This is a genomic window from Vibrio sp. FE10 (assembly GCF_030297155.1).
In the GTDB taxonomy this organism is placed as follows: domain Bacteria; phylum Pseudomonadota; class Gammaproteobacteria; order Enterobacterales; family Vibrionaceae; genus Vibrio; species Vibrio apostichopi.
The window spans coordinates 1,479,533-1,502,345 of the sequence record NZ_AP028067.1; the positions used below are offsets into that span (position 1 = coordinate 1,479,533).

Here is a 22,813-nt window from a genome sequence, read left to right on the forward strand (position 1 = left end):
AGCTGTCGTTTTACAGATAGAGCTATTTCCCGTGATAGCTCTTTTCAATCGTAGAGAACAGTGAATGTACGACAAACGCGAAGACGACGCCTCATTTCAAGGTTTTACTGATCATTCATGGATATAAAACAACTTAAGTATTTAATCGCTTTAGATCAAACGAAACACTTTGGTCAGGCTGCGACACTTTGCCATATTACTCAGCCTACGTTGTCGATGAGGATAAGGCGGTTAGAAGAAGAGTTAGACCTTGAATTGATTTCAAGAAGTCAACGTTTTGAAGGGTTTACCGAAGCGGGCGAACGTATATTGGCTTGGGCAAAGACGGTCTTAGCAGCTCATGACGGTTTACAAGCTGAAGCGGCTAACTGCCGTGGTCAACTGGTTGGCTCGTTAAGAGTTGGCATGGTGCCTTTAGCCAGCCAAAATCCGATGCAGTTGATTAAGCCGTTAGCAGAAAAATTCCCTGAACTTCGTTTTCAAATTTTGTCGATGACATCTGAGCAGATCATAGACCAGCTCAATCGTAATCAACTTGATTTAGGTATGTGTTACACCGACCAGATCAATACGGCTTATTTTGACGTCATAGAAATGAACTCGACGGATTTAGGCATTCTGTATGACAGCCGATTCTTTGATTTTGCTGAGTCGGAAGTCTTATGGGAATCACTCAATAGCATTCCTTTGGGGCTTTTGTCTAAAGGCATGCATTATCGTCATTCGATTGATTTGAGCTTCGGTAGTAAAGGCTTAGTTCCGCAAACTTTGATTGAAAGTAACTCTACGTTTCACCTGATCCAAGCCGTCACCAGTGGCCTGTGCTGTGCTGTTATGCCGCTTAACTCTGGATTAGAAGAGCTTAACGAACAACTGCGTATCGTACCGATAGAAAAAGCCGTGGTGCATTCGCCTCTCGGTCTACTTAAGCGTAAACAAGAACCTTATTCGGCACTCACTGATCAGTGTTTTTCTGAAGCAAAACTCTTGTTAAATCAGTGATGTTTGTTTAACCAGTGATATTTATTTAATCAGTGATATTTATTTAATCAGTAACGTTTTCAGTCTGAGTCGATATCGTCAAGCTGACCGTCTTTCTGGGTGATTTTATGAGATGTATAACTCAATCCTATATTGAACTGCCTGATTTTAATCAAGCGCCTCCACAGCCCAATGCCATGAGCTATCGTGAGCTTACGGGCTATAGCATGGTGGTGGATGCACCTCTGGCAAACGAATCGGCATTGGCGATCAGTTATAACGGGATCAGTCAGGCGGTTATGATGGTGACGCCAGGCCACATGGAAGACTTTGTGCGCGGTTTTAGTTTAAGCACCGGTATCATAAAAAGATTCAGTGAAATTCGTGATATTGAGATTGGTGGCAATGGTGAATCTCATTTCGCGCAAGTAGAAATCAGCAATCGCGCTTTTTGGGAAATGAAAACTCAGCGACGGAACTTGGCTGGAGCCACAGGCTGTGGCTTGTGTGGTGTTGAGGCGCTTGAACAAGCACTTCCGGATTTGGTTCCATTGCCATCGTCATTACCGCCCAGTCCACTGGTTTTTGAGGGGTTGAGAGGGCGAATTGCCGAACATCAAAAAGCAGCCAAAATATCCGGTGCTTTACATGCCGCTTTGTTTGCGAACTCGAAAGGTGAAATTTCACTTTGTCGTGAAGACATCGGCCGCCATAACGCACTGGATAAACTAATAGGGGCGATGGCCGTGAACGAAATCAACCCTAAATCGGGGTTCGCCATTATGACGAGTCGTTGCAGTTTAGAGCTTATTCATAAAGCCGTGCGTGCCGAAATCGCAACCTTGGTTTGTTTGTCGGCTCCGACCTCATTGACGGTCGAATGGGCAAGACGTAATCGCTTGAATCTAATTCACTTACCCAACAGCAGTCCACCTCGTTTATATAGCCCAGCGCCTTAAATGTAATGTTTTCGTTTGGATAAAAAGAGAGACCATTGGGTCTCTCTTTGGTTTTTATTAATAATGATTATTGTTTTACGCGGTTTGGTGGTTAATTTCTGCTCAAACGGCTGTTTTGTTCAATTTAATAGCAGAAATTGTGGTTATAGCGTTGTGTTTCGAGGCTCATTCGATAAGATAAAACGACCTCTAATGCTAGGGGTAGGGCAGCAACGGATACGCTGCTTTAAATACTATGGAATGTGACTCAATTATTGGACACATACATGAAATTCAAGATTACATCGCCGATTATTGAACCTACGGAAGGTTCACCACATCAGTTAACGCTTACTCACGCTTCTCGTTTTACCTCTTTTAAGACAAGCTCCCCTTTGAACGCCCTGTTCGACAACGTCTCTGCACGCTTCTTTACTGCTTATCGCTCCTATTGTTATTCGTTTTATAACTTTATTTCTATCTGAACTCCTTTGTCATCCACTTGATGTACGAAGACTCACACCTATAAAAACTAAACAAATAAGTTAAAAATAATGAATATTAAAATGATGGGTAGCTCCCTAATTATCGCTGGTACCGCTCTCGGTGCTGGTATGCTTGCGATCCCAATGGTATTAGCTCAATTTGGGTTGCTTTACGGCACACTGCTGATGGTTCTGATCTGTTTCGGTACCACTTACGCAGCACTATTACTTTTAGAAGCGACCATCAAAGCCGGTGGCGGTCTAGGGTTGAACTCTATTGCTCGAAAAACTCTGGGCAAACAAGGGCAGTTGATTACCAACGGCCTACTTTACGCGTTATTGATTTGCCTATTAATGGCTTACATTTTGGGTGCGGGTGATTTGCTGAGCAAGTTACTGTCTAACTTTGGCGTTGAGATCACCGCGACCACCAGCCAAATCGTGTTTACCTTGCTTGCAGGTGCCGTTGTCGCGAGTGGTACAGGTGTAATTGATAAGCTGAACCGTGCATTGTTCTTTGTGATGCTTGCCAGCCTGTTTGTCACCATGGCCTTCTTAGCGCCAAACATGACTCAAGATAACCTGTTGCAGGTGACCAGTCATGATCACGTTGATCTAATCAAAACCAGTGCAATCCTGTTTACTAGCTTTGGCTTTATGGTTGTGATTCCAACCTTGGTTTCTTACAACCACGAAGCGACAGACAAACAGTTGCGTAATATGGTGATTGTTGGTTCTCTGATCCCGCTAGTGTGTTACCTGTGTTGGTTGTTTGCGGTAGTCGGTAACTTGAGTGAAGAGCAATTCAGAAGCTTCAAAAATGTCTCTGATTTGATGGCGGCGTTTGAGGCACAGTCTCCTTGGGTGGGTAATGTTCTTTCTACCTTCACTGGTTTGGCACTGTTAACTTCTTTCTTTGGTGTAGCGATGTCGCTGTTCAACCAGAATAGAGATATGTTCAACCAAAACACAGCGGTGACTTACTGCATTAGTTTCATCCTGCCACTCGCGGGTTCACTGCTTGCTGCAGATAAGTTCCTACAAGTGTTGAACTATGCAGGCATCATCTTAGTGTTCTTGGCTGTTTTTGTTCCTTTGATCATGGTTCACAAGCAACGCTTTATGAAAGTCGCGGAAGACAGATACAGCGCTGAAGGTGGCAAGCCAATGATGCTTTTCTCATTGCTATTTGGTTGCTTCTTGCTTATCTCACAAGTGATTTAACAAAACAATTTGGTGAGTTGAATAAATCAGTCACCAAATTTCAGCTACAAAAGCTTCAGATACAAAAAAAGGAACGCATCGGCGTTCCTTTTTATTATTTGTTTGTTAATTCAGATTGATTAACATACAACCTTAACAGCCAAACCACCTTGAGAAGTCTCACGGTATTTAGCGTTCATGTCTTTACCTGTTTCTAGCATAGTTTCGATAACTTTATCTAGAGAAACAGTAGGAGCAGAAGAGCGACGAAGTGCCATACGCGTTGAGTTGATTGCTTTTACTGCAGCAATACCGTTACGCTCGATACATGGTACTTGTACTTGGCCAGCAACTGGGTCACACGTTAGACCTAGGTTGTGCTCCATGCCGATTTCTGCAGCCATACATACTTGCTCAGGGCTACCACCCATAAGCTCAGCAAGACCAGCAGCAGCCATAGAACATGCCACACCAACTTCACCCTGACAGCCAACTTCAGCGCCAGAGATAGAAGCGTTACGCTTGTAAAGACCACCGATCGCGCCAGAAGCTGCGAAGTAACGGATGTAGTCTTTCTCTGTTACCGTTTGAATGAACTTATCGTAGTAAGCCAGTACCGCAGGGATGATGCCACACGCGCCGTTTGTTGGTGCCGTTACTACACGACCGCCCGCAGCATTTTCTTCGTTTACTGCAAAAGCAAACATGTTCACCCAGTCAACAACCGTCATTGGATCGTTGGTTGTTTTTTCTGACGTGATCAGTTGTTGGCGAAGTGCTGCTGCACGGCGAGGTACACGCAGTGGACCAGGCAGGATACCTTCAGTATTCATACCGCGATCCATACACTCACGCATCGTTCTCCAGATGTTAGCGAAGTAAGTACGAGACTCTTCGTCTGAGTGGAACGCTGCTTGGTTTTTCATAACCAGTGTGCTGATAGAAAGACCACTTTCTTTACACTGATTAACCAGCTCTTCAGCTGTTGTGAATTCGTAAGGTGCTTTAATTGGGTTTTCTTCTTCTTTGCCGAAGTTCTCTTCGTCAACGATGAAACCACCACCAATTGAGTAGTACGTTTTTGAGTAAGCGACTTCGTCATCAACCCAAGCATGAATGCTCATGCCATTTTCATGCAATGAAAGGTTCGAAGTATGGAAGTTCATTCCGCCATCTTTAGGGAACGAAACAGTATGACAGTGCATACCAACAGGTAGACGTTCAGTTTCTTCTACTCGAGCAATAAAGCCCGCGATAGAGTCGATATCTACTTTCTCAGGAGTATTGCCAGCAAGACCCATGATGATAGCGATATCTGTGTGGTGACCTTTCCCTGTCAGTGATAGTGATCCATATACGTCCACGGTGATTTTAGTGATGTCGCGCAATTTTCCCATTGAACGTAGGTCATCAATAAATTCTTTACCCGCTTTCATTGGTCCAACTGTGTGTGAGCTCGATGGACCAACACCGATTTTATAGATATCAAATACACTAATCATTGCGATTACCTCAAAAAGAGAGCCTCCCAAGGGGAGTAGGGAGGCTCATTTATTATCATTATATTTTGTGTTTAATCTCGCGATATAAGATGGAAGTCATCTTATAAAAAGTGCTTTAGATTAAAGAGCGCCGTAGATTACAGAACTAATAGCCGCTAGACCACATAAAGCTGTAAAGATTTGCACAGGTGCTGATGTTTTGTACTTAGCCATTGCTGGTACTTTTTGCATCGCGAATACAGGCATTAGGAATAGGATAGCTGCAATCATTGGAGCACCCATTGTTTCAATCATACCTAGGATGCTTGGGTTAACTACCGCAACAATCCAAGTTGTAACAACGATGAACGCTAGAGATGCTTTCTCAATCGTGCTGATTGAAGAACCAGAGCGAGACTTGATTAGACCAACAAGACCTTCATGAGCACCTAGGAAGTGACCGAAGTAGCTAGAAGTGATTGCTGCGAACGCTACTAGAGGACCCATGTAAGAGATAAGTGGAGACTCATGAACGTTAGCTAGGTAAGAAAGAACCGAGATGTTTTGAGATTGTGCTGTTGCTAGTTGCTCTGGAGATAGAGAAAGTACTACAGAGAATACGAAGAACATTACAAAACCCATCAGCATCATTGCTGCGCCACCAGTGATTGCGTCAGTTTTCTTAACTGCGTCTTCACCGTATACACGACGTTGCTCTTTAGAGAACTGTGAAATGATTGGGCTGTGGTTGAAAGAGAACACGATGATTGGAATCGCAAGCCAGATAATAGAAGGCATTGCTGACCATTCTGGGCTTGTTTCCATCATTGAAGTGTTCCAATCAGGAACTAGGTAGAAAGACAATGCTAGTAGGATGAATACTAGTGGGTAAACCATTGCTGAAGTTGCTTTAAGCATCAGCTCTTTACCGAATACAACACCTGCTGTCATAGCAAGGATAAGTGCACCAGAAAGAAGAGGACGAGGAATAGATTCCATGCCCATTTGGTTTACTAGGAAAGAATCAACCGTGTTGGTGATACCAACGCCGTAGATAAGAACGATTGGGTAGATAGCGAAAAAGTAAGCAAAAGTAATAAGGTTTGCGCCAGTCTTACCGAAGTGTTCTTCAACTGTATCTGTAATATCTGCTTCAGGGTTCTTAGAAGACAATACGAAACGAGCTAGAGATTTGTGTGCGAACCAAGTCATTGGCGCCGCGATTAGAGCTAGGATAACTAATGGCCAAAAACCACCCGCACCAGCTTTGATTGGAAGAAATAGTACGCCAGCACCAACTGCTGTACCGAATAGTGATAAACACCAGGTAAAATCTTTGTAGTTAAACTTGCTTGAATCTTTAACGGCATTTGCCGAAGAAGTTGTTGTGTTCATGTTAAATTACTCATTTTTTGGGAACAGGAAATAAGTTGGGGCTAATTCTGCAGAATTTTCTTCTACAAAAAATAGATCTAAATCATGTAATGAAACGGCGTGTCACATGATATGCGAAAAACGGATTTTTGATCACGAAATTGGCGTGCTACAGGTGATTTATGTTCATGTTAGATATTAGTTTTTGTTATGCGAAAGGATGAGTTGCTCAGATTTATACCAGGGAAACGTTTGCGTAAAATTGGATTAATAAATCTGTTCCATGGAAAGGCTGGATTTTGTTAACAGAGATTAAACAAAACGTAGTTGCTATGTAATTTGTTGCACTACGTGTTGCTGCAGAGATTGGATGATTTGAGCCGTAACGCCCCATATTAGGTGCTCTTCGAAGGGCATGGCAAAAACACGGTGTTTGATTTTCTTAAAGTTAACGGTGTGACTATGAAGCTTAGCTTGGTCCAAAACATAGGTGGCAGGAACCTCAAAAATAGAGGCAACTTCGTTCTGATCAATAACCGCTTTGTAATCAGGATCGACCATTGCAACAATCGGCGTCACAGAAAATTTACTAATGGTACTCAATGCTGGTAATTGCCCAACAATTTTAACCTGATCCGATCGAATTCCAACCTCTTCATGCAGTTCTCTTAGTGCAGTAAATTGCATAGAAGGGTCCGATTGTTCATGTTTTCCCCCAGGGAAGCTGATTTGGCCGGGGTGGTGCTTAAGATGTGCTGCTCTTTTAGTAAAAATGACATGTAAACCGTCTTCTCGTTCAACTAAACCAACCACAACTGCAGCCTTACGAAGTTGCTCCCCACTAATATGTGAAACACGCTCTACAGATTCAGGGTGGTAACCAACCGTTGGGTTAAGTTGGAACTGTTGAAGGAAGTTGTCTTTATTCATGTCATGCCAATATATTGATTATTATGATTTTAAGTATAGGCATAACACCGAGTTGAAAGCCAATTTCACTGCTCAGCTCGTTTGGCGTAGTTTTTTTATACTTGACCTGTTTGTTTACTCTCTTATGGGGATGAATAGATAGCATCGCCAATCAATAGAGAAGCTTGATGGGCTTTATCTTAAATTCTCAGGTTTTTGCTATATTCAATATGGGCATATGAGCCTGTAAGCGTTACTCATGTCATAAAATTGAGTGGTTAAACGTAGTTTTTGTCCTTAAGAATTTGATAACACTCACTTAGTGGCTCATTCTAAAAAGAAATAGAAGAAAAGGTATGAGATGAAAGGAATCATATTCACCGAATTTTTGGAACTTGTTGAAGATAAGTTCGGGTTAGAGCTTTTGGAAGAAGTTTTAGAAATGTCAGAAGACGAAGGGATCTACACATCGGTCGGAAGTTACGACCATAAAGATCTCGTTAAGCTCATCATTAACCTCAGTAAGAAGACCGATATCGATGCTGGGAGTTTGCAACGCGTATTTGGCCAGTCGGTATTTAAGAACTTGTTAGCTTCTTTGCCGAACAAAGCCAGCCTTGCACACAGCAATACGACTTTTCAATTTATCCAACACGTAGAGCGCTATATTCATGTAGAAGTGAAGAAGCTCTATCCCGACGCTGAGCCACCAGAATTCAGCTTTCTTACCACTACCGAAGCACAGCTCGTTTTTGACTACAAAAGCGCTAGGTGTATGTCTCATGTTTGTCTGGGGTTAATTGAAGGGTGCGCCGAACATCATGGTGAGTCAATTTTGGTAGAAATGACACCTCAGAATGATGACCAAAGTGTGGTTAGGTTTAATTTAAAAGTCGAAAAGTAATATGGATCTGGCATCTGCCTTAGAAAAGAAGCTTAAACGTCAGGTAGCGGCGCGAAAAGCGGCTGAAGCATTGTTGGAACAAAAGAGCCTTGAACTGTTTGAGGCTAACCAACAGCTTGAACTTGCACTGCGCCAGCTTGAGAAGCGTTCGAATGCGAACATACGTCGTATTGAGTTTCAGGAACAGATCGACAACTTGTTGATTGATTTCGGGCGCGCCTTTCTTAGGAACGATCTCAACGATGTAATGCTTTCAGAGTTAACCACTAACGTGACCAACAGTTACCTGATTGAAGCCAGTCGTTTGATTTTACCTCCCAAGTTACTTCCTCAGTTACAAACCTACGACTATGGTGATGAAATGGTCGAGGTGCTAGAACACGACATTCAAGAACCCCATTGGCAAGGTAATGTGCTGAGTGTGCCATTAGAGGTTGAGAATGTGATTGTCGGCGTCTTAATAGTCCAAGTTAGATTGCTGGACCAAGACTACGAGTTTATTCAGAGCCAACTGTTACTCGTAACCGACCTTATTTGCAGTGCATTAACCCATCAACTGACCATCAACCGAAATATCGAATCTCGCCAACGTGCCGAAGAGTCTGAAAGGGCAACGCGTGACTTTGTGGCGATGATCAACCATGAACTAAGAACCCCGCTTAATGGCTTACTAGGCAGTGCTGAGTTGATCAGTGATACCGAACTGAACAGCTCTCAGCGTGAGATAGTGAATAACCTTAGCCAGTCTGGCGAGTTTCTCAGAACCATCATTAATGACTTACTTGATTACAGTAAGATTAATGCAGGCATGTTGGAGCTTATACCGAAGAAATTTGCCTTACACGATTTAAGAAACACGATTGAGAGTATTTTCGTCAATCGCGCCATTGAAAAGCAGCTTGAATTCAATATCAGTGTTGCTTCCAATGTGCCTTCTCATTTCCAAGGGGATTTAGAACGTATCACTCAACTGTTTGTGAACTTGATCGGTAATGCGATTAAATTTACGGAAGAAGGGCATGTGAATGTTGATATTGAATGGGACAACAAGCAATTCGTTTTCTCGGTGGAGGATACTGGGGTCGGGATTGCTGAGTCTGCCCACAAAACGCTGTTTGAACCGTTTACCCAGGCCGATAACTCAAGTAGTCGAAATTATGAAGGCACAGGGCTGGGTTTAGCGATTTGTCGCAAGTTAGTGGCTCTAATGAATGGCGATATTGGAGTGACCAGTGTTGTGGGGGTCGGTACTCGATTTACCATTTCAATTCCTCTTCAAGTTGTCGACATGCCAACAGAGAGTGATCGAGTCGCGACAGGGTTTGAATCAGAGGGCGAACTGTCTTTACTTAAAGTACTGGTGGTGGACGATATCAAGATGAACCAAATCATCATCCAACAGATGCTGCGCAAATATGAGATAGAGCCGACCATCGCTGGTAATGGGGTGGAAGGGTTGGAACTGGCCTCAGACAATGAATATGACATTGTGTTTATGGATTGCAGGATGCCAGTCATGGACGGTTTTGAAGCGACACAAAAGCTAAGAGAGAAAGGTTACACTAAGTCTATTGTGGCACTCACAGCCGGAACGACGCTTGAAGAGCGTGAGCGTTGCATTAAGTCTGGAATGGATGACATCCTCAGCAAACCCTACACCTCGAACGATCTTAAAGACATGCTCAAGAAGTGGGGTATTGCACCAGCTGCTGTTGTTTAGTGTTAATACATCTGTATTGGCTCTTATCTAAAAACAGAAAACCCTAAGCTATCTTGGATGGCTTAGGGTTTGTTTTATTTGATGACTTAGATTGGCTAACACGCCGCTAGGCTATGTTTGGGTGTTTACGTTTGGGGGTTTACCGATTTAGATTAGCATTCTTCAAGCACTGGCAAGATACGACTCAGTTTATCGAGTGTTTCTTGATACTCAGAGGCACAGTCACTATCAAATACCACGCCACCGCCAGCCCATGCATAAAGGGCATTATCTTCCGCAACTAAGGTACGAATCGTAATACTGGTGTCCATTCTGCCATTACGGCTGATATAACCAATACTGCCGCAATATGCTGAACGTCGATGGGGTTCTAACTCTTCAATGATCTGCATTGCACGAACTTTCGGAGCGCCCGTAATCGAACCTCCTGGGAAGCAGGCTCTCAATAAGTCAGTCGCCGAGTACTGAACATCTAGCTCTGCTCTAATGGTGCTCACTAAGTGGTGCACGGCAGGGAAGCTTTCAATATCAAACAATTTAGGGACGTGAACCGACCCTGGCTTTGCAACTCTACCGATGTCATTGCGCAGTAGGTCGACGATCATCAGGTTTTCAGCCTGATCTTTTTCTGCTGCCGTTAAGTCTTGAGCATTGGCGTTGTCAATCATAGGGTCGTCAGAACGAGGACGTGTGCCTTTGATCGGCTTAGTTTCAATAGTGCCACTATTGAGTTCTAAGAATCGTTCAGGAGAGACACTTAAGATTGCTGAGTGTTCAAGACGAATAAAACCAGAAAACGGCGCCGAATTGTATTGCTCTAACTTTTCATAAGCGAGCCATTCGCTGCCTTGGTAATCGGCACGAAAACGCTGAGCAAGGTTTATCTGATAACAGTCACCCGACAACAAGTACTCTTGAACGCTATCGAACTTATTGGCATAACTCTGTTCTGTCATGTTGGATTGCCATGGGGTGGTTAATCCAAACTTCTGATGAGCTTGTTCGGTTTGTTCGGTTTGTTCGGTTTGCGATGGTTGTTGAGTTAACCAATCCCAATGGGTATCAATGTTTTGTCCAACAAGGAACGCAGTTTTCAGCTTGTGATCAACAATCACAGCCCATTCATACAAGCCAACCGCCATGTCTGGCGCAGAAATATCACGCTTAGCAAGAGAGGGCAGAGCTTCTACTCGTCGCCCTAAATCGTAACTGAAATAGCCTAGAGCGCCGCCAATGAAAGGCAGTTCAGGATGCTCACTGGTTGCGGGTAGCAATTGCTGCTGATATTGGTCGAGTAGTTCGAAAGGGTCTGACTCTGAAACCTCGCACGTCTCATTAACATTAACGGTCGTTTCTGCACCGATTGTCTCGAAGGTGGCGATGGGTTGAGCAACTAAAATGTCGTATCGACTATCGACGTGGCTTTCTGAGGCAGAGCGTAATAGCATTGCCCACGGCACGCTTTCAATATGAGAAAACAGCTGTTTAGCTAAAGTTGATTGATATTCAAGCGGCTTGATTTGGATAGAGCGAAATTCGTTGTTATTCATTTGTTTAATTTGTGACAAAGAGTTCGATCACTGCATGGCGTGTGAGAGGAAGCAAGAGTATCATAAATTGAAAATAAAATGGGTTCTTGATTAGAACGGTGCAAACCACATGGTTTAGTTTAAAGCTATGCAAGCGATTGCTAAAGCAAATAAATACAGCTCAACATAATAAAAAGCTAAGCCAACTAGTCCGGTTAGACAAAACAGTCAAACCAAGAACCCACATGGAACCAGAACAATAAAGAGGCATGCAATGACGGTTATTCGTAAGCAAGATGTGATCAGCAGTGTCGCTGACGCACTTCAGTACATTTCTTATTATCACCCTTTAGACTTTGTCCAAGCCCTAGAAAAAGCGTACGAGAAAGAAGAGAGCCAAGCAGCAAAAGATGCGATCGCTCAGATTCTTATCAACTCACGCATGTCTGCGGAAGGCCATCGTCCAATTTGTCAGGATACAGGTATTGTTACTTGTTTCGTGAACATCGGTATGGATGTCAGGTGGGAAACGGATCAAACAGTACAACAGATGGTTGATGAAGGCGTTCGTCAAGCTTACAACAACCCAGATAACCCATTGCGTGCATCTGTCCTAATGGACCCTGCAGGTAAGCGTATTAATACTAAAGACAACACGCCAGCGGTTGTTCACATTAATATGGTTCCTGGCAACAAAGTTGAAATTCAAATCGCGGCAAAAGGCGGCGGTTCTGAGAACAAAACTAAGATGGTTATGCTGAACCCTTCTGATGATATTGCAGAATGGGTAGAGAAGACGCTGCCAACAATGGGCGCGGGCTGGTGTCCACCGGGCATGCTAGGCATAGGCATTGGTGGTACGGCTGAAAAAGCAGCGGTACTAGCAAAAGAATCTCTGATGGAACACATCGATATTCAAGAGCTTATCGACAAAGGTCCAGAGAACGCTGAAGAAGAGCTTCGTTTAGACATCTTCAACCGTGTAAACAAATTGGGTATTGGCGCACAAGGTCTTGGCGGTCTAACGACTGTAGTTGACGTAAAAATCAAAACAGCACCAACGCACGCAGCGTCTAAACCTGTTTGCTTGATCCCGAACTGTGCGGCAACGCGTCACGTTCACTTCACACTAGATGGCAGCGGCCCTGCAGAGCTAACACCACCTAAGCTAGAAGAGTGGCCAGATATTACTTGGGAAGCAGGCGCAAATACACGCCGTGTTAACCTTGATGAAATTACTAAAGAAGACGTTCAAGAGTGGAAGACCGGCGAAACGGTTCTTCTATCAGGCAAGATCTTAACCGGTCGTGATGCTGCTCATAAGCGTATTCAAGGCATGCTTGAAAGTGGTGAAGGCTTACCAGAAGGCGTCGACCTGAAAGGTAAGTTCATTTACTACGTAGGCCCTGTTGATGCGGTACGCGATGAAGCGGTAGGTCCTGCTGGCCCAACAACGTCTACTCGTATGGATAAGTTCACTGACATGATGCTAGAAGAAACCGGCATTATGGGCATGATTGGTAAAGCAGAGCGTGGTCCTGCAACCGTTGAATCAATCAAACAACATAAGTCAGTTTACCTAATGGCCGTTGGCGGTGCCGCTTATCTTGTTGCAAAAGCAATTAAGAAAGCACGTGTTGTTGCGTTTGAAGATCTCGGTATGGAAGCTATCTACGAATTTGAAGTTGAAGACATGCCAGTAACGGTAGCGGTTGATTCTAATGGCGTGAACGCACACCAAATCGGTCCTGATACCTGGAAAGTGAAAATTGCAGAAGCTGAAAAAGCCAAATAAGAATTGGCATCAGCGTTTGAATCACGACTTTTCATAGAAAGTTAAATACAAAAGTGCAGCATTATCTGCACTTTTGTCTTATTATCAATGATATAGTTATAAACACATCGTTTGATATAAGAACATAGGAGAGAGGAATGCCTCGTTTTATTCAGATCCTACAGATTATCTTGGCAGTGGTGATTGGTAGTTTCATTGGTTACGATTTGATCTTGCACGGAATCAGTATTTTTAACGAAAAGTACGTAACCATCACATGTGTATTATGGTTGATTGCTGAGATAACACTGTTTGTTATCTACAAGTTGATTGAAGACGATTAGTCCGACATCGTATAAAAATTTCAAAGCCCCTGATTATGAATGTAGTCAGGGGCTTTTATTCATCTAGTATTAAGAATGTGTATTGCATACTCACTACTATTAGCAAAAGCAAAAGCAAAAGCAGACAAACTATCCCAACAGGGAAAGAACATAGGCTGCCTCTCTATTATCATAATCAGTTAGCCTAACTATCACGGAGTCGTTCAAATGAAACACCTAACTCAAGAAATGAGTGACTTTATAAGCAGAGGAACGGATTCTCACATTAGAGTAGCGGTCACGGGGCTTTCTCGTGCGGGTAAGACAGCCTTCATCACTTCGCTGGTTAACCAACTTCTTCATACGTCTACTCACAAGAATTTACCGCTCTTTTCATCGTCGAGAGATGGAAGGATTATTGGTGCTAAACGTATCCCACAACACAACATGATGATCTCGCGCTTTTCTTATGATGAAGCGATGGAGTCACTAAACGCGCAGCCACCAGAATGGCCAGTACCGACGCGTGATGTCAGTGAGATTCGCCTAGCTATCAAATATAAACCAGCCAAAGGTGCGAAGAAGCTGCTGAGTAAAAACAGCACCCTTTATCTCGATATTGTCGACTACCCAGGCGAGTGGCTACTTGATTTGCCGTTACTGGATATGGACTTTGATACGTGGAGCCAATCCCAATTCGCAGCATTAAAAGGCGATAGAGAAACCTATTCACAAGAATGGAACGCGATGCGCGGTGACATTGATTTGTTGGCCGATGCCGATGAAAAGAAACTGGTCGCCGTTGCCGATAGTTATACCCAGTATCTACATACTTGTAAGAGTAACGGACTGCACTGGGTACAGCCGGGTCGATTTGTATTACCGGGTGAGCTTGAAGGCGCGCCCGTATTGCAATTTTTCCCGTGTGTAGCACCCGAGGGTAAGTTCTCGAAAACAAGCAACTATGCGGTTTTAAAAGCGCGTTATGAAGAGTATCAACAGAAGGTGGTGAAGGCGTTCTATAAGAATCACTTCGCGACGTTCGATAGACAAATCGTGCTGGTGGACTGCTTACAACCACTTAATGCGGGCTATGACTCTTTCATGGACATGCGTGGTGCGTTAGAACAGTTATTGAAGAGTTTTAAGTACGGTCGAAGCAATATGCTAAGACGCTTGTTTGCCCCGAAGATCGACAAGATTTTGTTTGCCGCAACCAAGGCCGATCACGTGACTCCGGACCAACATCCGAACTTAGTGTCACTGTTACAGCAGATGGTACACCCTGCTTGGCAACAGGCGGCGTTTGAGCATATCGACATGAGTTGCATGAGCATCGCGTCTATTCAAGCGACGAGCGCGGGTTACATCTCGTCAGGTTCAGACAATGTTCCCGCGCTGCAAGGCGTAACCTTGGATAACGTGCCTCAAACCATGTATCCGGGTGAGGTGCCGCGTAAGCTGCCAAACAAACAGTATTGGGAAACTAATCAGTTTGATTTCACGAGCTTTAGGCCAATGGAGCAGCACTCCGATGAGCCCTGTCAGCATCTAAGAGTCGACAAGGTCTTAGAGTATCTCATTGGCGACAAGTTGAAGTAATTGAGGCAATCAATATGAGTGAATTAAAAACAAAGCAGGTCTTTGATGAACCATTGAAGACTTCGTTCGATGAGCCGAATAAGAATGAAGTGAGTCCAGACTTAGGCGCTCAACAGCTGTTTACAGAACAAGAGAAGTTTGTGCCCGTAGCACCACAAGTGGAAACCGACCTTGATGGTGACACTGAGCAGCAATTGGAACAAGTGATTCGACCGAGCAAAAAGAAGAAGTGGTTTGGAACGGGCTTACTTGTCGCTTTCTCCGGTCTGGTGGGCTGGCAGGCGATTGACTCTGTCATTACCGCTATTCAAACCGCTGACTGGTTAGCTTTAGGTTGGGCAGGCTTTATCGCAGCAATTGCTTCATTGGGTTTAGGCGCAATAGGCAAAGAGCTGTGGAAGCTGCGTTCGCTGAAAGACCATTTCAGCGTGCAAGATCAAAGTGAAGAGCTATTACAAAGCCAGAGTGTGGGTAAAGGCAAAGCATTCTGTGAAAACATTGCCAAGCAGGGCGGTATAGTTGCTGAGTCTCCTTCGTACGATAAGTGGCGAAACAGCATTAACCCGGCGCACAGCGATGCTGAAGTGTTGGATATGTACGATGCGTTGGTCGTGAGTCAGCAAGATAAGGTCGCGACTCAAATCGTCACTAAGTTCTCGACTGAATCAGCGGCCTTGGTTGCTGTGAGCCCATTAGCCGCAGCAGATATGTTGCTGGTGGCGTGGCGCAATTTCACCATGATAGACAAGCTTGCCGACGTCTATGGCATTGAGCTCGGCTATTGGTCTCGCATCAAGCTGTTCAAGTTGGTGTTAATCAACATGGCAGCGGCTGGGGCGAGTGAGCTGGCGATTGATGCGAGTATGGACTTAGTCTCGATGGATCTTGCAGGCAAAGTATCAGCGAGAGCAGGGCAAGGCCTTGGTGTTGGTATTCTTACTGCACGACTTGGTTTGAAAGCGATGTCATTGCTTCGACCTATGCCTTGGCACAATGACCGAAAAGTAAAACTATCCGACCTCCGCAAAGCTGTCCTTTCTGAAATAAAGCGCATTACGCTTAAATAAAGCGAACGACTTACCAATAAAACGGTAGACATTGAGTAGTTAGCGAGCGAAGAGTAAACATATGTTTACTCTTCTTCTTGACTGAACTTAGAGCTTAATTCACACTACTGTCAACTTATCCTGACACCTATAATAGGACTATTTGTGCGTCTTGAAGTATTGTGTGAAGACAGACTCGGCTTAACGCGTGAGTTGCTCGATATCTTGGCCTCAAAAAGCATTGATTTAAGAGGAATCGAAATTGATGTTAAAGGCATTATTTACCTAAACTGCCCAGATATTAATTTTGATGCTTTTAGTGAACTTATGGCTGAAATTCGCCGAATTTCAGGTGTGAAGGATGTACGTAAAATCCAATTTATGCCGAGCGAAAGGCATAATACCGAACTGATTGCTCTGCTTGCTAACCTGCCAGACCCCGTGATTGCGATTGACCTTAAAGGCTCAGTCGACATGGCGAACCACGCGGCATTGAACCTATTCGGCAAGCAAGAAGACGAAGTCATCGGTGAGCCGCTAGCGACGTTTGTTCCTAGCTTTAACTTTGCTCGCTGGATCGAAGGCGATGTAACGCGCCATCGTGAAGTCGTAGTGTTAGAAGGTTTGGATTTCTCAATCGAGATACTACCGATTTATCTTGGCGGCGACGTTAACGAAGCGGTATTGGCAAGCGCAGTAATGACGATTCGTTCTTGTAATCAAGAGATGAACTCGCCAGATTCAATCCCTGAACAGAACAACCTAGGTTTTGAACACTTTGTTGGTGTCTCTAATCGTCATAAAGCCTTGATCAGCCAAGCTAAGAAATTGGCTATGCTGGATCAGCCTCTACTTATTGAAGGGGACACAGGTACGGGCAAAGAGATGTTGGCTAAAGCGTGTCATAACCGTTCGAACCGAGCGTCTTTCCCATTCTTGATTCTAAGCTGTGCATCAATGCCTGATGACGTGGCAGAAACTGAGCTGTTTGGTCATGCTCCGGGTTCATTCAATCATGAACAAGGTCATAAGGGCATTTTTGAACAAGCGAATGGCGGCACAGTATTTTTAGATGAGATCGGCGAAATGAGCCCGCATCTTCAAATCAAACTGCTGCGTTTCCTGCAAGACGGTTCATTCCGACGCGTAGGCGAAGAAGAAGAGATGCACGCTGATGTGCGCATTATCGCTTCAACGCGCCATCGTCTTTCTGAATTAGCTGACTCAGGTTCATTCCGTGAAGATTTGTTCTACCGTTTAAACGTTTTGACTCTGTCTATTCCGGCACTGCGTGAACGTTCAAACGATGTAGCACCGTTGTTGGAACTCTTTGTCGCTAAATACGCACAGCAATTGGGTATGTTGAAACCAAAACTGACGGTAGAACTTATCGATCAGTTAGGTAATTACCAATGGCCGGGTAACATCCGTCAACTTGATAACATGGTACTTCGTGCATTAACTGAGCTGGATTCGGATACGTTAACTGTTGAGCAATTCCACTTGCCTCAACTTGAAACCATGACGGCAGGAATGGCGAACTTAAGCTTAGACGGCTCACTCGATGAGATCATGAAAGACTATGAATCTCAGATTCTAGAGAAGCTGTATCAGTCGTTCCCATCGAGCCGTAAGTTAGCAAAACGTCTCAATGTTTCTCACACCTCAATTGCCAACAAACTGCGCGATTACGGTATCAGAAAGAACTGATCGAATAAGAACATGATTATGGAAGATTTGAGCACACCAGAACGTATTTATAAGCGCGATGGAAACCTGATTCTACGCACCGCTGAGATAGACGATGCGAACATGATCAGTGATTACTTTCAAACTAACCGAGACTACCTTAAGCCTTGGGAACCGATTCGTGAAGATGCGTTTTTTGATAGAACGAGTTGGGCTCAACGCCTGATTAAGCTAAACGAGCTTCATAAAATGGGGCTAGGCTATTACTGTTTGCTTATTAATGATGACACCAACGAAATGTTGGGCACCATTTCATTCAGTAATCTATCTCGATTCCCTTTCTATGCGTGTAATGTCGGCTATTCGCTTGCTGAAAGTGCACAAGGTCACGGCTACATGCGCAGAGGTTTGAGCATGGCAAAGGACTATATGTTTGATGTTCAGAACATGCATCGTTTGATGGCGGGTTATATGCCTCATAATGAGCGCAGTGCTGGTGTGTTGGAACATTTAGGTTTTGTACGTGAAGGCTTTGCCAAAGATTATTTGCAGATCAACGGTAAATGGGAAGACCATGTACTGACTGCACTCGTTAACCCGAACTGGGAAGATAGGCGCGCTGTTTAGATACCAATAGTCATTAGGCGTAAGTATCAATTAAACGTAAATACAGATTTAGAGGCAGTGACGAACATAGATAAAATGAAACCGTCACTGTATCAAAAAGAGCATATAGGCATGGAAATCCATAAGCCTAAGAAGAAATTTGAGGAATTTTGATGTCATATACAACTTTGGACGAATACCAAAGAAAATGGATTTTTACTCACCAGTCGATGCCATTACCAGCAGAGGACTTGGAAAAGATTAAACCAATGACACAGGCAAGGGCATCTCAGTTTTGGAAAGAGAACGTAAGCCCTCAAAGTCCTGATGCAGAAAGACTAAGTTCACAAGACTGGCCAAGCAAGGCATCTAACTGGAACGAAGAGATTAGCTGGATGGCAAATTGGGAAGCCGATGAGCCTGAAATGCCAGAAGAGATCCTTAACTTCATTGATTGGCAAGATGACGTAACTGTTTATTTTTGTTATGAAAAATACAATATCCTTGAAACTAAGTGGTCAGTTTTTAAGAAGCACTGGAAGAACTTTTTGTTCTACGATGATGGCCCAATTTTGCTAGGTCGCCGTCGTTCAGAAGCACTTTGGTTTGCAACAAACGGTACCGTTAAAATTGGTAACCGAGCTTAAGTAAGACATTATTTAATCAAACCAATGCTGGACAAAATATTGATAAAAAGCGAGCTCTGAGCTCGCTTTTTTTGTGCCTAAAGATCGTCGAAGATCATTGGTAAATACACGTCATTTGAAGCCGATTTCTGATGAGAGTTTTCGTTAGCTTAGAGCTAGTAATTTTCGAAATTGAGATCGCTATCTCATTGGCTTAGTTGAAGTTTTGTGGGTTTGGGTTATCTTTATAGTACTGCCTTAGTGGAGGTGAAGTATTATGATTTGGGATACTCTCGAACGTGTAAATAAACTTCGCAAGGAAGCAATGGAGGATCCGGATTTTCTGGATTCGGCAAAAATGCATGAGCAATGGCTTTTAAGCGAAACTCATAATCAATCTAAGAATGGAGAAAAAGAGAAGAAACCGAAAAAGTTATCAGATATCTATGAAAACACGGAATTTCCTATTAACCCAACCGGAACGAAACATTAATAATGATTAACAGCAACACGGCTAAGGCTCTTAACCAAAAAGCTATAAGTCGATTAAACATACCAGCCTTAAGCCACCAATAAAAAAGCCACTTTCAACGAACCGAAAGTGGCTTTTTCTTTTCTCGTTAGCTTCTTTACTCATTAACAACGAAAGCTAATCGTTTTAAAGCTAGCTATTAATCAGGCTTAATCCGCTTGGCAATGCATCACCAAACACACGCTTAGACTCGCTCTCAGAAAGCTCAGTGACTTCACTTACCAGCGTTAGCCAAGACTCTGGCACCTTGCTTTGCTTTAATTTTTCAAGAACCTGAGCACGGTAGTCATCAGAGATGTCGAACTGTCGGTCACCTGTCTTACGACAAATCATCACAGCCGCGAAGGCTATCATCTGCTCTTTCTGCCAGTTCTGGTCAAGCAGCTTTGGTAACCACTGTTCTGCTTGCTCTCTTGGAATGACGCTGTGTTGGCTTCCGTATAACGGTGTGCGAGACGCTAAGCGACCCAGAGCCCACCAATGAGCTTGTTCAAACTGATTATGGTTAATCGCTTTGCTTAAGAACCAAGTCGCTAATAGAACCTTATCTTCCACTTCAAGTTGCTCAAGTGACGCAGCTAATCTCACCATGGCTTCATAGCCATTGTCTTGCGCATCTTTAGCGGTTTTAGGGTTCTTCATTGCACCTGGGTGAAGGTACTTCGCGATATCAGCCAAGATGGTCTCTTGCTGTTCTTGATTTAAACCACCCGCAACACGGCGCCAGAATACCCACCAATCGGTCCAACCCTGATGGTTCTGGAATTGGATGTTTTGTTGGTAGAGTCCCCAAATTTGTTCAATACGCCATGAGTCGGTTGGATCACCAAAGCCAGGTCGCAAAGAGTAACCCGCTAAACGGAGCCAGTTCTTCTCGTGAGCTTCCGAGCGACGACGGCGTTTACGACCTAAAGAGAACGAATCAAACAGGTGACGGAGAGTGGTAAAGTCCCACTCTTCGCGCTTACCCAGTCGTTTCTCAAGATCTTTGGCCAGTGTTTTGATCTCTTTAGATTCAGCACTTTTCTTGTTGCCGCTATACAGGCGAGAAATCAACTCCTTACACTCGTCCAGCCTCGGATGAAGTTTAGAGTTATCGGACTCATCGCCTTGCTTGTTTCTGACTTCGAACTCAAGCAACCAACGCTTGGTGTCATCTTCCGTGCTCACACATTCCATTTTCAATGTGCCGACTTCGGTTAACTGACAAGCGAGCAGTACTTCAACGCGCTCTTTTTGGTTGGCCTGAAGCTCTGCAGTGCCTGATCCTTCCAGCGTAGAAATATAAGGTGGAAGAGGGGAGAACAAGTCAGCGTCCACATTGACCATCACACCATTTTGAATGGCGGTGTCATGAGCAATTTGATCGTGAGTCGAAGTCAGTAGATTGAAACGTACCGGCTCACCCAAAGTCAGTGAGAAACGACGGCTGTTCAAACGGATTTCTTGTCCTTCTTCAGTTCCTTTAGCAAGCAGGCAAAGTGCTTTGCCCATCTTGTTCTTTTCTTGTAGATGTAAGAAGTAAGAACGAGCCGCACCACCACCGATTTTCAGCTGTGCACCACGGCGTGCTTTACCAAAAGCTACTGCACCAAGGGCTACAGACCAGTCAGGGTGAGGGTTATCTAAGACGGTGATTGGCGTACCGTTCCAATTGCCAAGTAACTGAGTAATACGTTCAGTGACAAGCTCACTGTTGAACACACCGCCGTTGAGTAGTACACCGACAGGTATCGCTGGCTTTGTCTCGTCAAACTCGATTGCGCCAGATTTTTCTAGTGCCGCTTTTGATACTTGCTGGTGTGTCGCTAGGAATTCGGCAACGTGCTTACTTACCGCAGGATCTGCTGCATAGGGTAGGCCGAACTCTACAACCGCGCTACGGCGTTTGTCAGGTACTTCAGTGAACTCAGAAAGTGGGAAGAAACCTTCCAGTGCAATCTGATGAACTTCTTGTTTGGTTAAACCAATACTCTTGGTACCGCCAAGCAGTTTTGAACCGCTGCCCAGCATGGTGATCTTCACATCGTCTGGCGCATTAGCAGAAAGCAGGCTCTCTTTTGCGGCGCGAGTCTGTTGAATAAGTTTGGTTAAGCTAGACGCATTCAACTTTTTGTTTTGATTGAAACGTTGCTCTGCAAGGTGAGCAAGAGCCAAATCGAGGTTATCACCCCCGAGCATCAAGTGTTCTCCAACGCCGATACGGTCGAGTGCGAGTTCTTGGTCATCGCCATTGTTTGAGTTGAAGCTTGCTTCGATCAAACTTAAATCGGTGGTACCGCCACCAACATCACATACTAGAATCAGCGGGATCTGTTGAAGTTCGTCTGCCGCGGTTTGTTGGTGACGTGCATACCAGTCATAACATACGGCTTGCGGCTCTTCGAGTAACAGAATCTTACCTAAGCCCGCCAGTTTTGCCGCTTCGAGTGTCAGCTTGCGTGCTGTCTCATCGAATGAAGCAGGAACGGTGACTACAACATCTTGGTCTTCAAGCTTGTTGCTTGGGTTACGGTAGTTCCATGCTTGGCGGATGTGGTTTAGGTAGCTTGCGCTTGCAACAACAGGAGACACCTTATCGACGTCAGTTGCGCCTGCCCAAGGCAGAATATCAGAGTTACGATCAACCGCTTGGTGAGATAGCCAGCTCTTAGCACTCGATACTTGGCGGCCTTCAACTTTTGCGCCCAGTTCGCGCGCCCATTCACCGACGATGACGTTTTGAATATCGCCTTCAACCAAGCTCGGTTCCCAAGGCATAGTGAGATCGGAAGGAGAGATCTGACCTTGTGCAGGATGGTAACGAAATGAAGGAAGCAGCGGTTTACGAACCACTTCACCGGGGCCGATGAGTTGGTCAATATCGAAAAGAGAAACGGGAGCATGTTGTAGGTCGTCGTTGATTTCACAGTAGGCAACCACAGTGTTGGTTGTGCCTAAGTCAATGCCGACTAAAAAACGAGGAGATGCCATACAAAACCTTATTCTGCCAAAGTGATGACCAGTTAATGGATAGTCTTGGTCTTATTATTGTCTTTGGAATGTTTTTAATACAGGGCTAGGGAATCGCATTGATAAAATAACGGCACCC

At 44.3% G+C, this 22,813-nt stretch carries 18 protein-coding genes; 13 read left to right on the plus strand and 5 right to left on the minus strand.

What is annotated here, in order from left to right; all coding sequences use genetic code 11:
- Window positions 1–117: 117 nt before the first annotated feature.
- The 3 genes from QUF19_RS06665 (at window position 118) to QUF19_RS06675 (ending at window position 3,628) form a co-directional block, all read left to right on the plus strand.
- Window positions 118–1,002, plus strand: coding sequence for a LysR family global transcriptional regulator AcsS (locus QUF19_RS06665; RefSeq protein ID WP_286297909.1), 885 nt, complete (start codon window positions 118–120; stop codon window positions 1,000–1,002).
- Between the two features lie 107 nt (window positions 1,003–1,109).
- Window positions 1,110–1,940, plus strand: a complete 831-nt coding sequence (gene fdhD / locus QUF19_RS06670; protein ID WP_286297912.1) for a formate dehydrogenase accessory sulfurtransferase FdhD — start codon at window positions 1,110–1,112, stop codon at window positions 1,938–1,940.
- 545 nt (window positions 1,941–2,485) lie between these two features.
- Window positions 2,486–3,628: an amino acid permease gene (locus tag QUF19_RS06675; RefSeq protein ID WP_286298827.1), complete on the plus strand. Its 1,143-nt coding sequence runs from the start codon at window positions 2,486–2,488 to the stop codon at window positions 3,626–3,628.
- A gap of 119 nt (window positions 3,629–3,747) precedes the next feature.
- On the opposite strand, the gene QUF19_RS06680 is transcribed toward QUF19_RS06675, so the two are convergent.
- The 3 genes from QUF19_RS06680 to QUF19_RS06690 all read right to left on the minus strand — a co-directional run bounded on the left by QUF19_RS06680 (window position 3,748) and on the right by QUF19_RS06690 (window position 7,392).
- Window positions 3,748–5,109 (minus strand): L-serine ammonia-lyase, encoded by a 1,362-nt coding sequence (locus tag QUF19_RS06680; RefSeq protein ID WP_017109686.1) that lies wholly within the window; start codon window positions 5,107–5,109, stop codon window positions 3,748–3,750.
- Window positions 5,110–5,229: 120 nt separating this feature from the next.
- Window positions 5,230–6,483 carry an aromatic amino acid transport family protein gene (locus QUF19_RS06685; protein WP_286297916.1) on the minus strand — a complete coding sequence of 418 codons (1,254 nt, stop codon included), beginning with the start codon at window positions 6,481–6,483 and terminating at the stop codon, window positions 5,230–5,232.
- A 309-nt stretch (window positions 6,484–6,792) separates the two neighbouring features.
- Window positions 6,793–7,392 carry a CoA pyrophosphatase gene (locus QUF19_RS06690; RefSeq protein ID WP_017109688.1) on the minus strand — a complete coding sequence of 200 codons (600 nt, stop codon included), beginning with the start codon at window positions 7,390–7,392 and terminating at the stop codon, window positions 6,793–6,795.
- A gap of 340 nt (window positions 7,393–7,732) precedes the next feature.
- Between QUF19_RS06690 and QUF19_RS06695 the strand changes: the two genes are divergently transcribed.
- Both QUF19_RS06695 and QUF19_RS06700 read left to right on the plus strand, forming a co-directional pair.
- Window positions 7,733–8,275, plus strand: coding sequence for a heme NO-binding domain-containing protein (locus QUF19_RS06695; RefSeq protein ID WP_286297922.1), 543 nt, complete (start codon window positions 7,733–7,735; stop codon window positions 8,273–8,275).
- Window position 8,276: 1 nt separating this feature from the next.
- A complete protein-coding gene (locus QUF19_RS06700; RefSeq protein ID WP_286297924.1) occupies window positions 8,277–9,995 on the plus strand; it encodes an ATP-binding protein in 1,719 nt (572 codons plus the stop codon).
- A 152-nt stretch (window positions 9,996–10,147) separates the two neighbouring features.
- On the opposite strand, the gene pabB is transcribed toward QUF19_RS06700, so the two are convergent.
- Complete coding sequence (gene pabB / locus QUF19_RS06705) at window positions 10,148–11,545, minus strand: aminodeoxychorismate synthase component I (protein WP_286297926.1); 1,398 nt, start codon at window positions 11,543–11,545, stop codon at window positions 10,148–10,150.
- A gap of 253 nt (window positions 11,546–11,798) precedes the next feature.
- On the opposite strand from pabB, the gene QUF19_RS06710 reads away from it, so the two are divergent.
- From QUF19_RS06710 to QUF19_RS06745, 8 genes are all read left to right on the plus strand, one after another.
- The gene (locus QUF19_RS06710) at window positions 11,799–13,319 is read left to right on the plus strand and encodes a fumarate hydratase (protein ID WP_286297929.1); all 1,521 of its coding nucleotides are present in this window, start codon (window positions 11,799–11,801) and stop codon (window positions 13,317–13,319) included.
- A gap of 137 nt (window positions 13,320–13,456) precedes the next feature.
- Entirely contained in the window at window positions 13,457–13,642 is a 186-nt protein-coding gene (locus QUF19_RS06715; RefSeq protein ID WP_102433922.1) for a hypothetical protein, read from the plus strand.
- Window positions 13,643–13,849: 207 nt separating this feature from the next.
- Window positions 13,850–15,223: a YcjX family GTP-binding protein gene (locus QUF19_RS06720; protein WP_286297933.1), complete on the plus strand. Its 1,374-nt coding sequence runs from the start codon at window positions 13,850–13,852 to the stop codon at window positions 15,221–15,223.
- A 14-nt stretch (window positions 15,224–15,237) separates the two neighbouring features.
- The gene (locus QUF19_RS06725) at window positions 15,238–16,290 is read left to right on the plus strand and encodes a YcjF family protein (RefSeq protein ID WP_286297936.1); all 1,053 of its coding nucleotides are present in this window, start codon (window positions 15,238–15,240) and stop codon (window positions 16,288–16,290) included.
- A gap of 144 nt (window positions 16,291–16,434) precedes the next feature.
- Entirely contained in the window at window positions 16,435–17,979 is a 1,545-nt protein-coding gene (tyrR, locus tag QUF19_RS06730) for a transcriptional regulator TyrR (RefSeq protein ID WP_017108195.1), read from the plus strand.
- Window positions 17,980–17,997: 18 nt separating this feature from the next.
- The gene (rimJ, locus tag QUF19_RS06735) at window positions 17,998–18,585 is read left to right on the plus strand and encodes a ribosomal protein S5-alanine N-acetyltransferase (RefSeq protein ID WP_286297943.1); all 588 of its coding nucleotides are present in this window, start codon (window positions 17,998–18,000) and stop codon (window positions 18,583–18,585) included.
- Between the two features lie 152 nt (window positions 18,586–18,737).
- Window positions 18,738–19,211, plus strand: a complete 474-nt coding sequence (locus QUF19_RS06740) for a DUF2947 domain-containing protein (protein ID WP_029223379.1) — start codon at window positions 18,738–18,740, stop codon at window positions 19,209–19,211.
- Window positions 19,212–19,467: 256 nt separating this feature from the next.
- A complete protein-coding gene (locus QUF19_RS06745) occupies window positions 19,468–19,683 on the plus strand; it encodes a hypothetical protein (RefSeq protein ID WP_017108192.1) in 216 nt (71 codons plus the stop codon).
- Between the two features lie 171 nt (window positions 19,684–19,854).
- On the opposite strand, the gene QUF19_RS06750 is transcribed toward QUF19_RS06745, so the two are convergent.
- The gene (locus QUF19_RS06750) at window positions 19,855–22,695 is read right to left on the minus strand and encodes an Hsp70 family protein (protein ID WP_286297948.1); all 2,841 of its coding nucleotides are present in this window, start codon (window positions 22,693–22,695) and stop codon (window positions 19,855–19,857) included.
- Between the last annotated feature and the right edge of the window lie 118 nt (window positions 22,696–22,813).

Bases quoted from the DNA above. Each gene is read 5' to 3' on its own strand.
- QUF19_RS06665 (WP_286297909.1), top strand. From the start codon at position 118: ATGGATATAAAACAACTTAAGTATTTAATCGCTTTAGATCAAACGAAA.
- fdhD (WP_286297912.1), top strand. From the start codon at position 1,110: ATGAGATGTATAACTCAATCCTATATTGAACTGCCTGATTTTAATCAA.
- QUF19_RS06675 (WP_286298827.1), top strand. From the start codon at position 2,486: ATGATGGGTAGCTCCCTAATTATCGCTGGTACCGCTCTCGGTGCTGGT.
- QUF19_RS06680 (WP_017109686.1), bottom strand. From the start codon at position 5,109: ATGATTAGTGTATTTGATATCTATAAAATCGGTGTTGGTCCATCGAGC.
- QUF19_RS06685 (WP_286297916.1), bottom strand. From the start codon at position 6,483: ATGAACACAACAACTTCTTCGGCAAATGCCGTTAAAGATTCAAGCAAG.
- QUF19_RS06690 (WP_017109688.1), bottom strand. From the start codon at position 7,392: ATGAATAAAGACAACTTCCTTCAACAGTTCCAACTTAACCCAACGGTT.
- QUF19_RS06695 (WP_286297922.1), top strand. From the start codon at position 7,733: ATGAAAGGAATCATATTCACCGAATTTTTGGAACTTGTTGAAGATAAG.
- QUF19_RS06700 (WP_286297924.1), top strand. From the start codon at position 8,277: ATGGATCTGGCATCTGCCTTAGAAAAGAAGCTTAAACGTCAGGTAGCG.
- pabB (WP_286297926.1), bottom strand. From the start codon at position 11,545: ATGAATAACAACGAATTTCGCTCTATCCAAATCAAGCCGCTTGAATAT.
- QUF19_RS06710 (WP_286297929.1), top strand. From the start codon at position 11,799: ATGACGGTTATTCGTAAGCAAGATGTGATCAGCAGTGTCGCTGACGCA.
- QUF19_RS06715 (WP_102433922.1), top strand. From the start codon at position 13,457: ATGCCTCGTTTTATTCAGATCCTACAGATTATCTTGGCAGTGGTGATT.
- QUF19_RS06720 (WP_286297933.1), top strand. From the start codon at position 13,850: ATGAAACACCTAACTCAAGAAATGAGTGACTTTATAAGCAGAGGAACG.
- QUF19_RS06725 (WP_286297936.1), top strand. From the start codon at position 15,238: ATGAGTGAATTAAAAACAAAGCAGGTCTTTGATGAACCATTGAAGACT.
- rimJ (WP_286297943.1), top strand. From the start codon at position 17,998: ATGGAAGATTTGAGCACACCAGAACGTATTTATAAGCGCGATGGAAAC.
- QUF19_RS06740 (WP_029223379.1), top strand. From the start codon at position 18,738: ATGTCATATACAACTTTGGACGAATACCAAAGAAAATGGATTTTTACT.
- QUF19_RS06745 (WP_017108192.1), top strand. From the start codon at position 19,468: ATGATTTGGGATACTCTCGAACGTGTAAATAAACTTCGCAAGGAAGCA.
- QUF19_RS06750 (WP_286297948.1), bottom strand. From the start codon at position 22,695: ATGGCATCTCCTCGTTTTTTAGTCGGCATTGACTTAGGCACAACCAAC.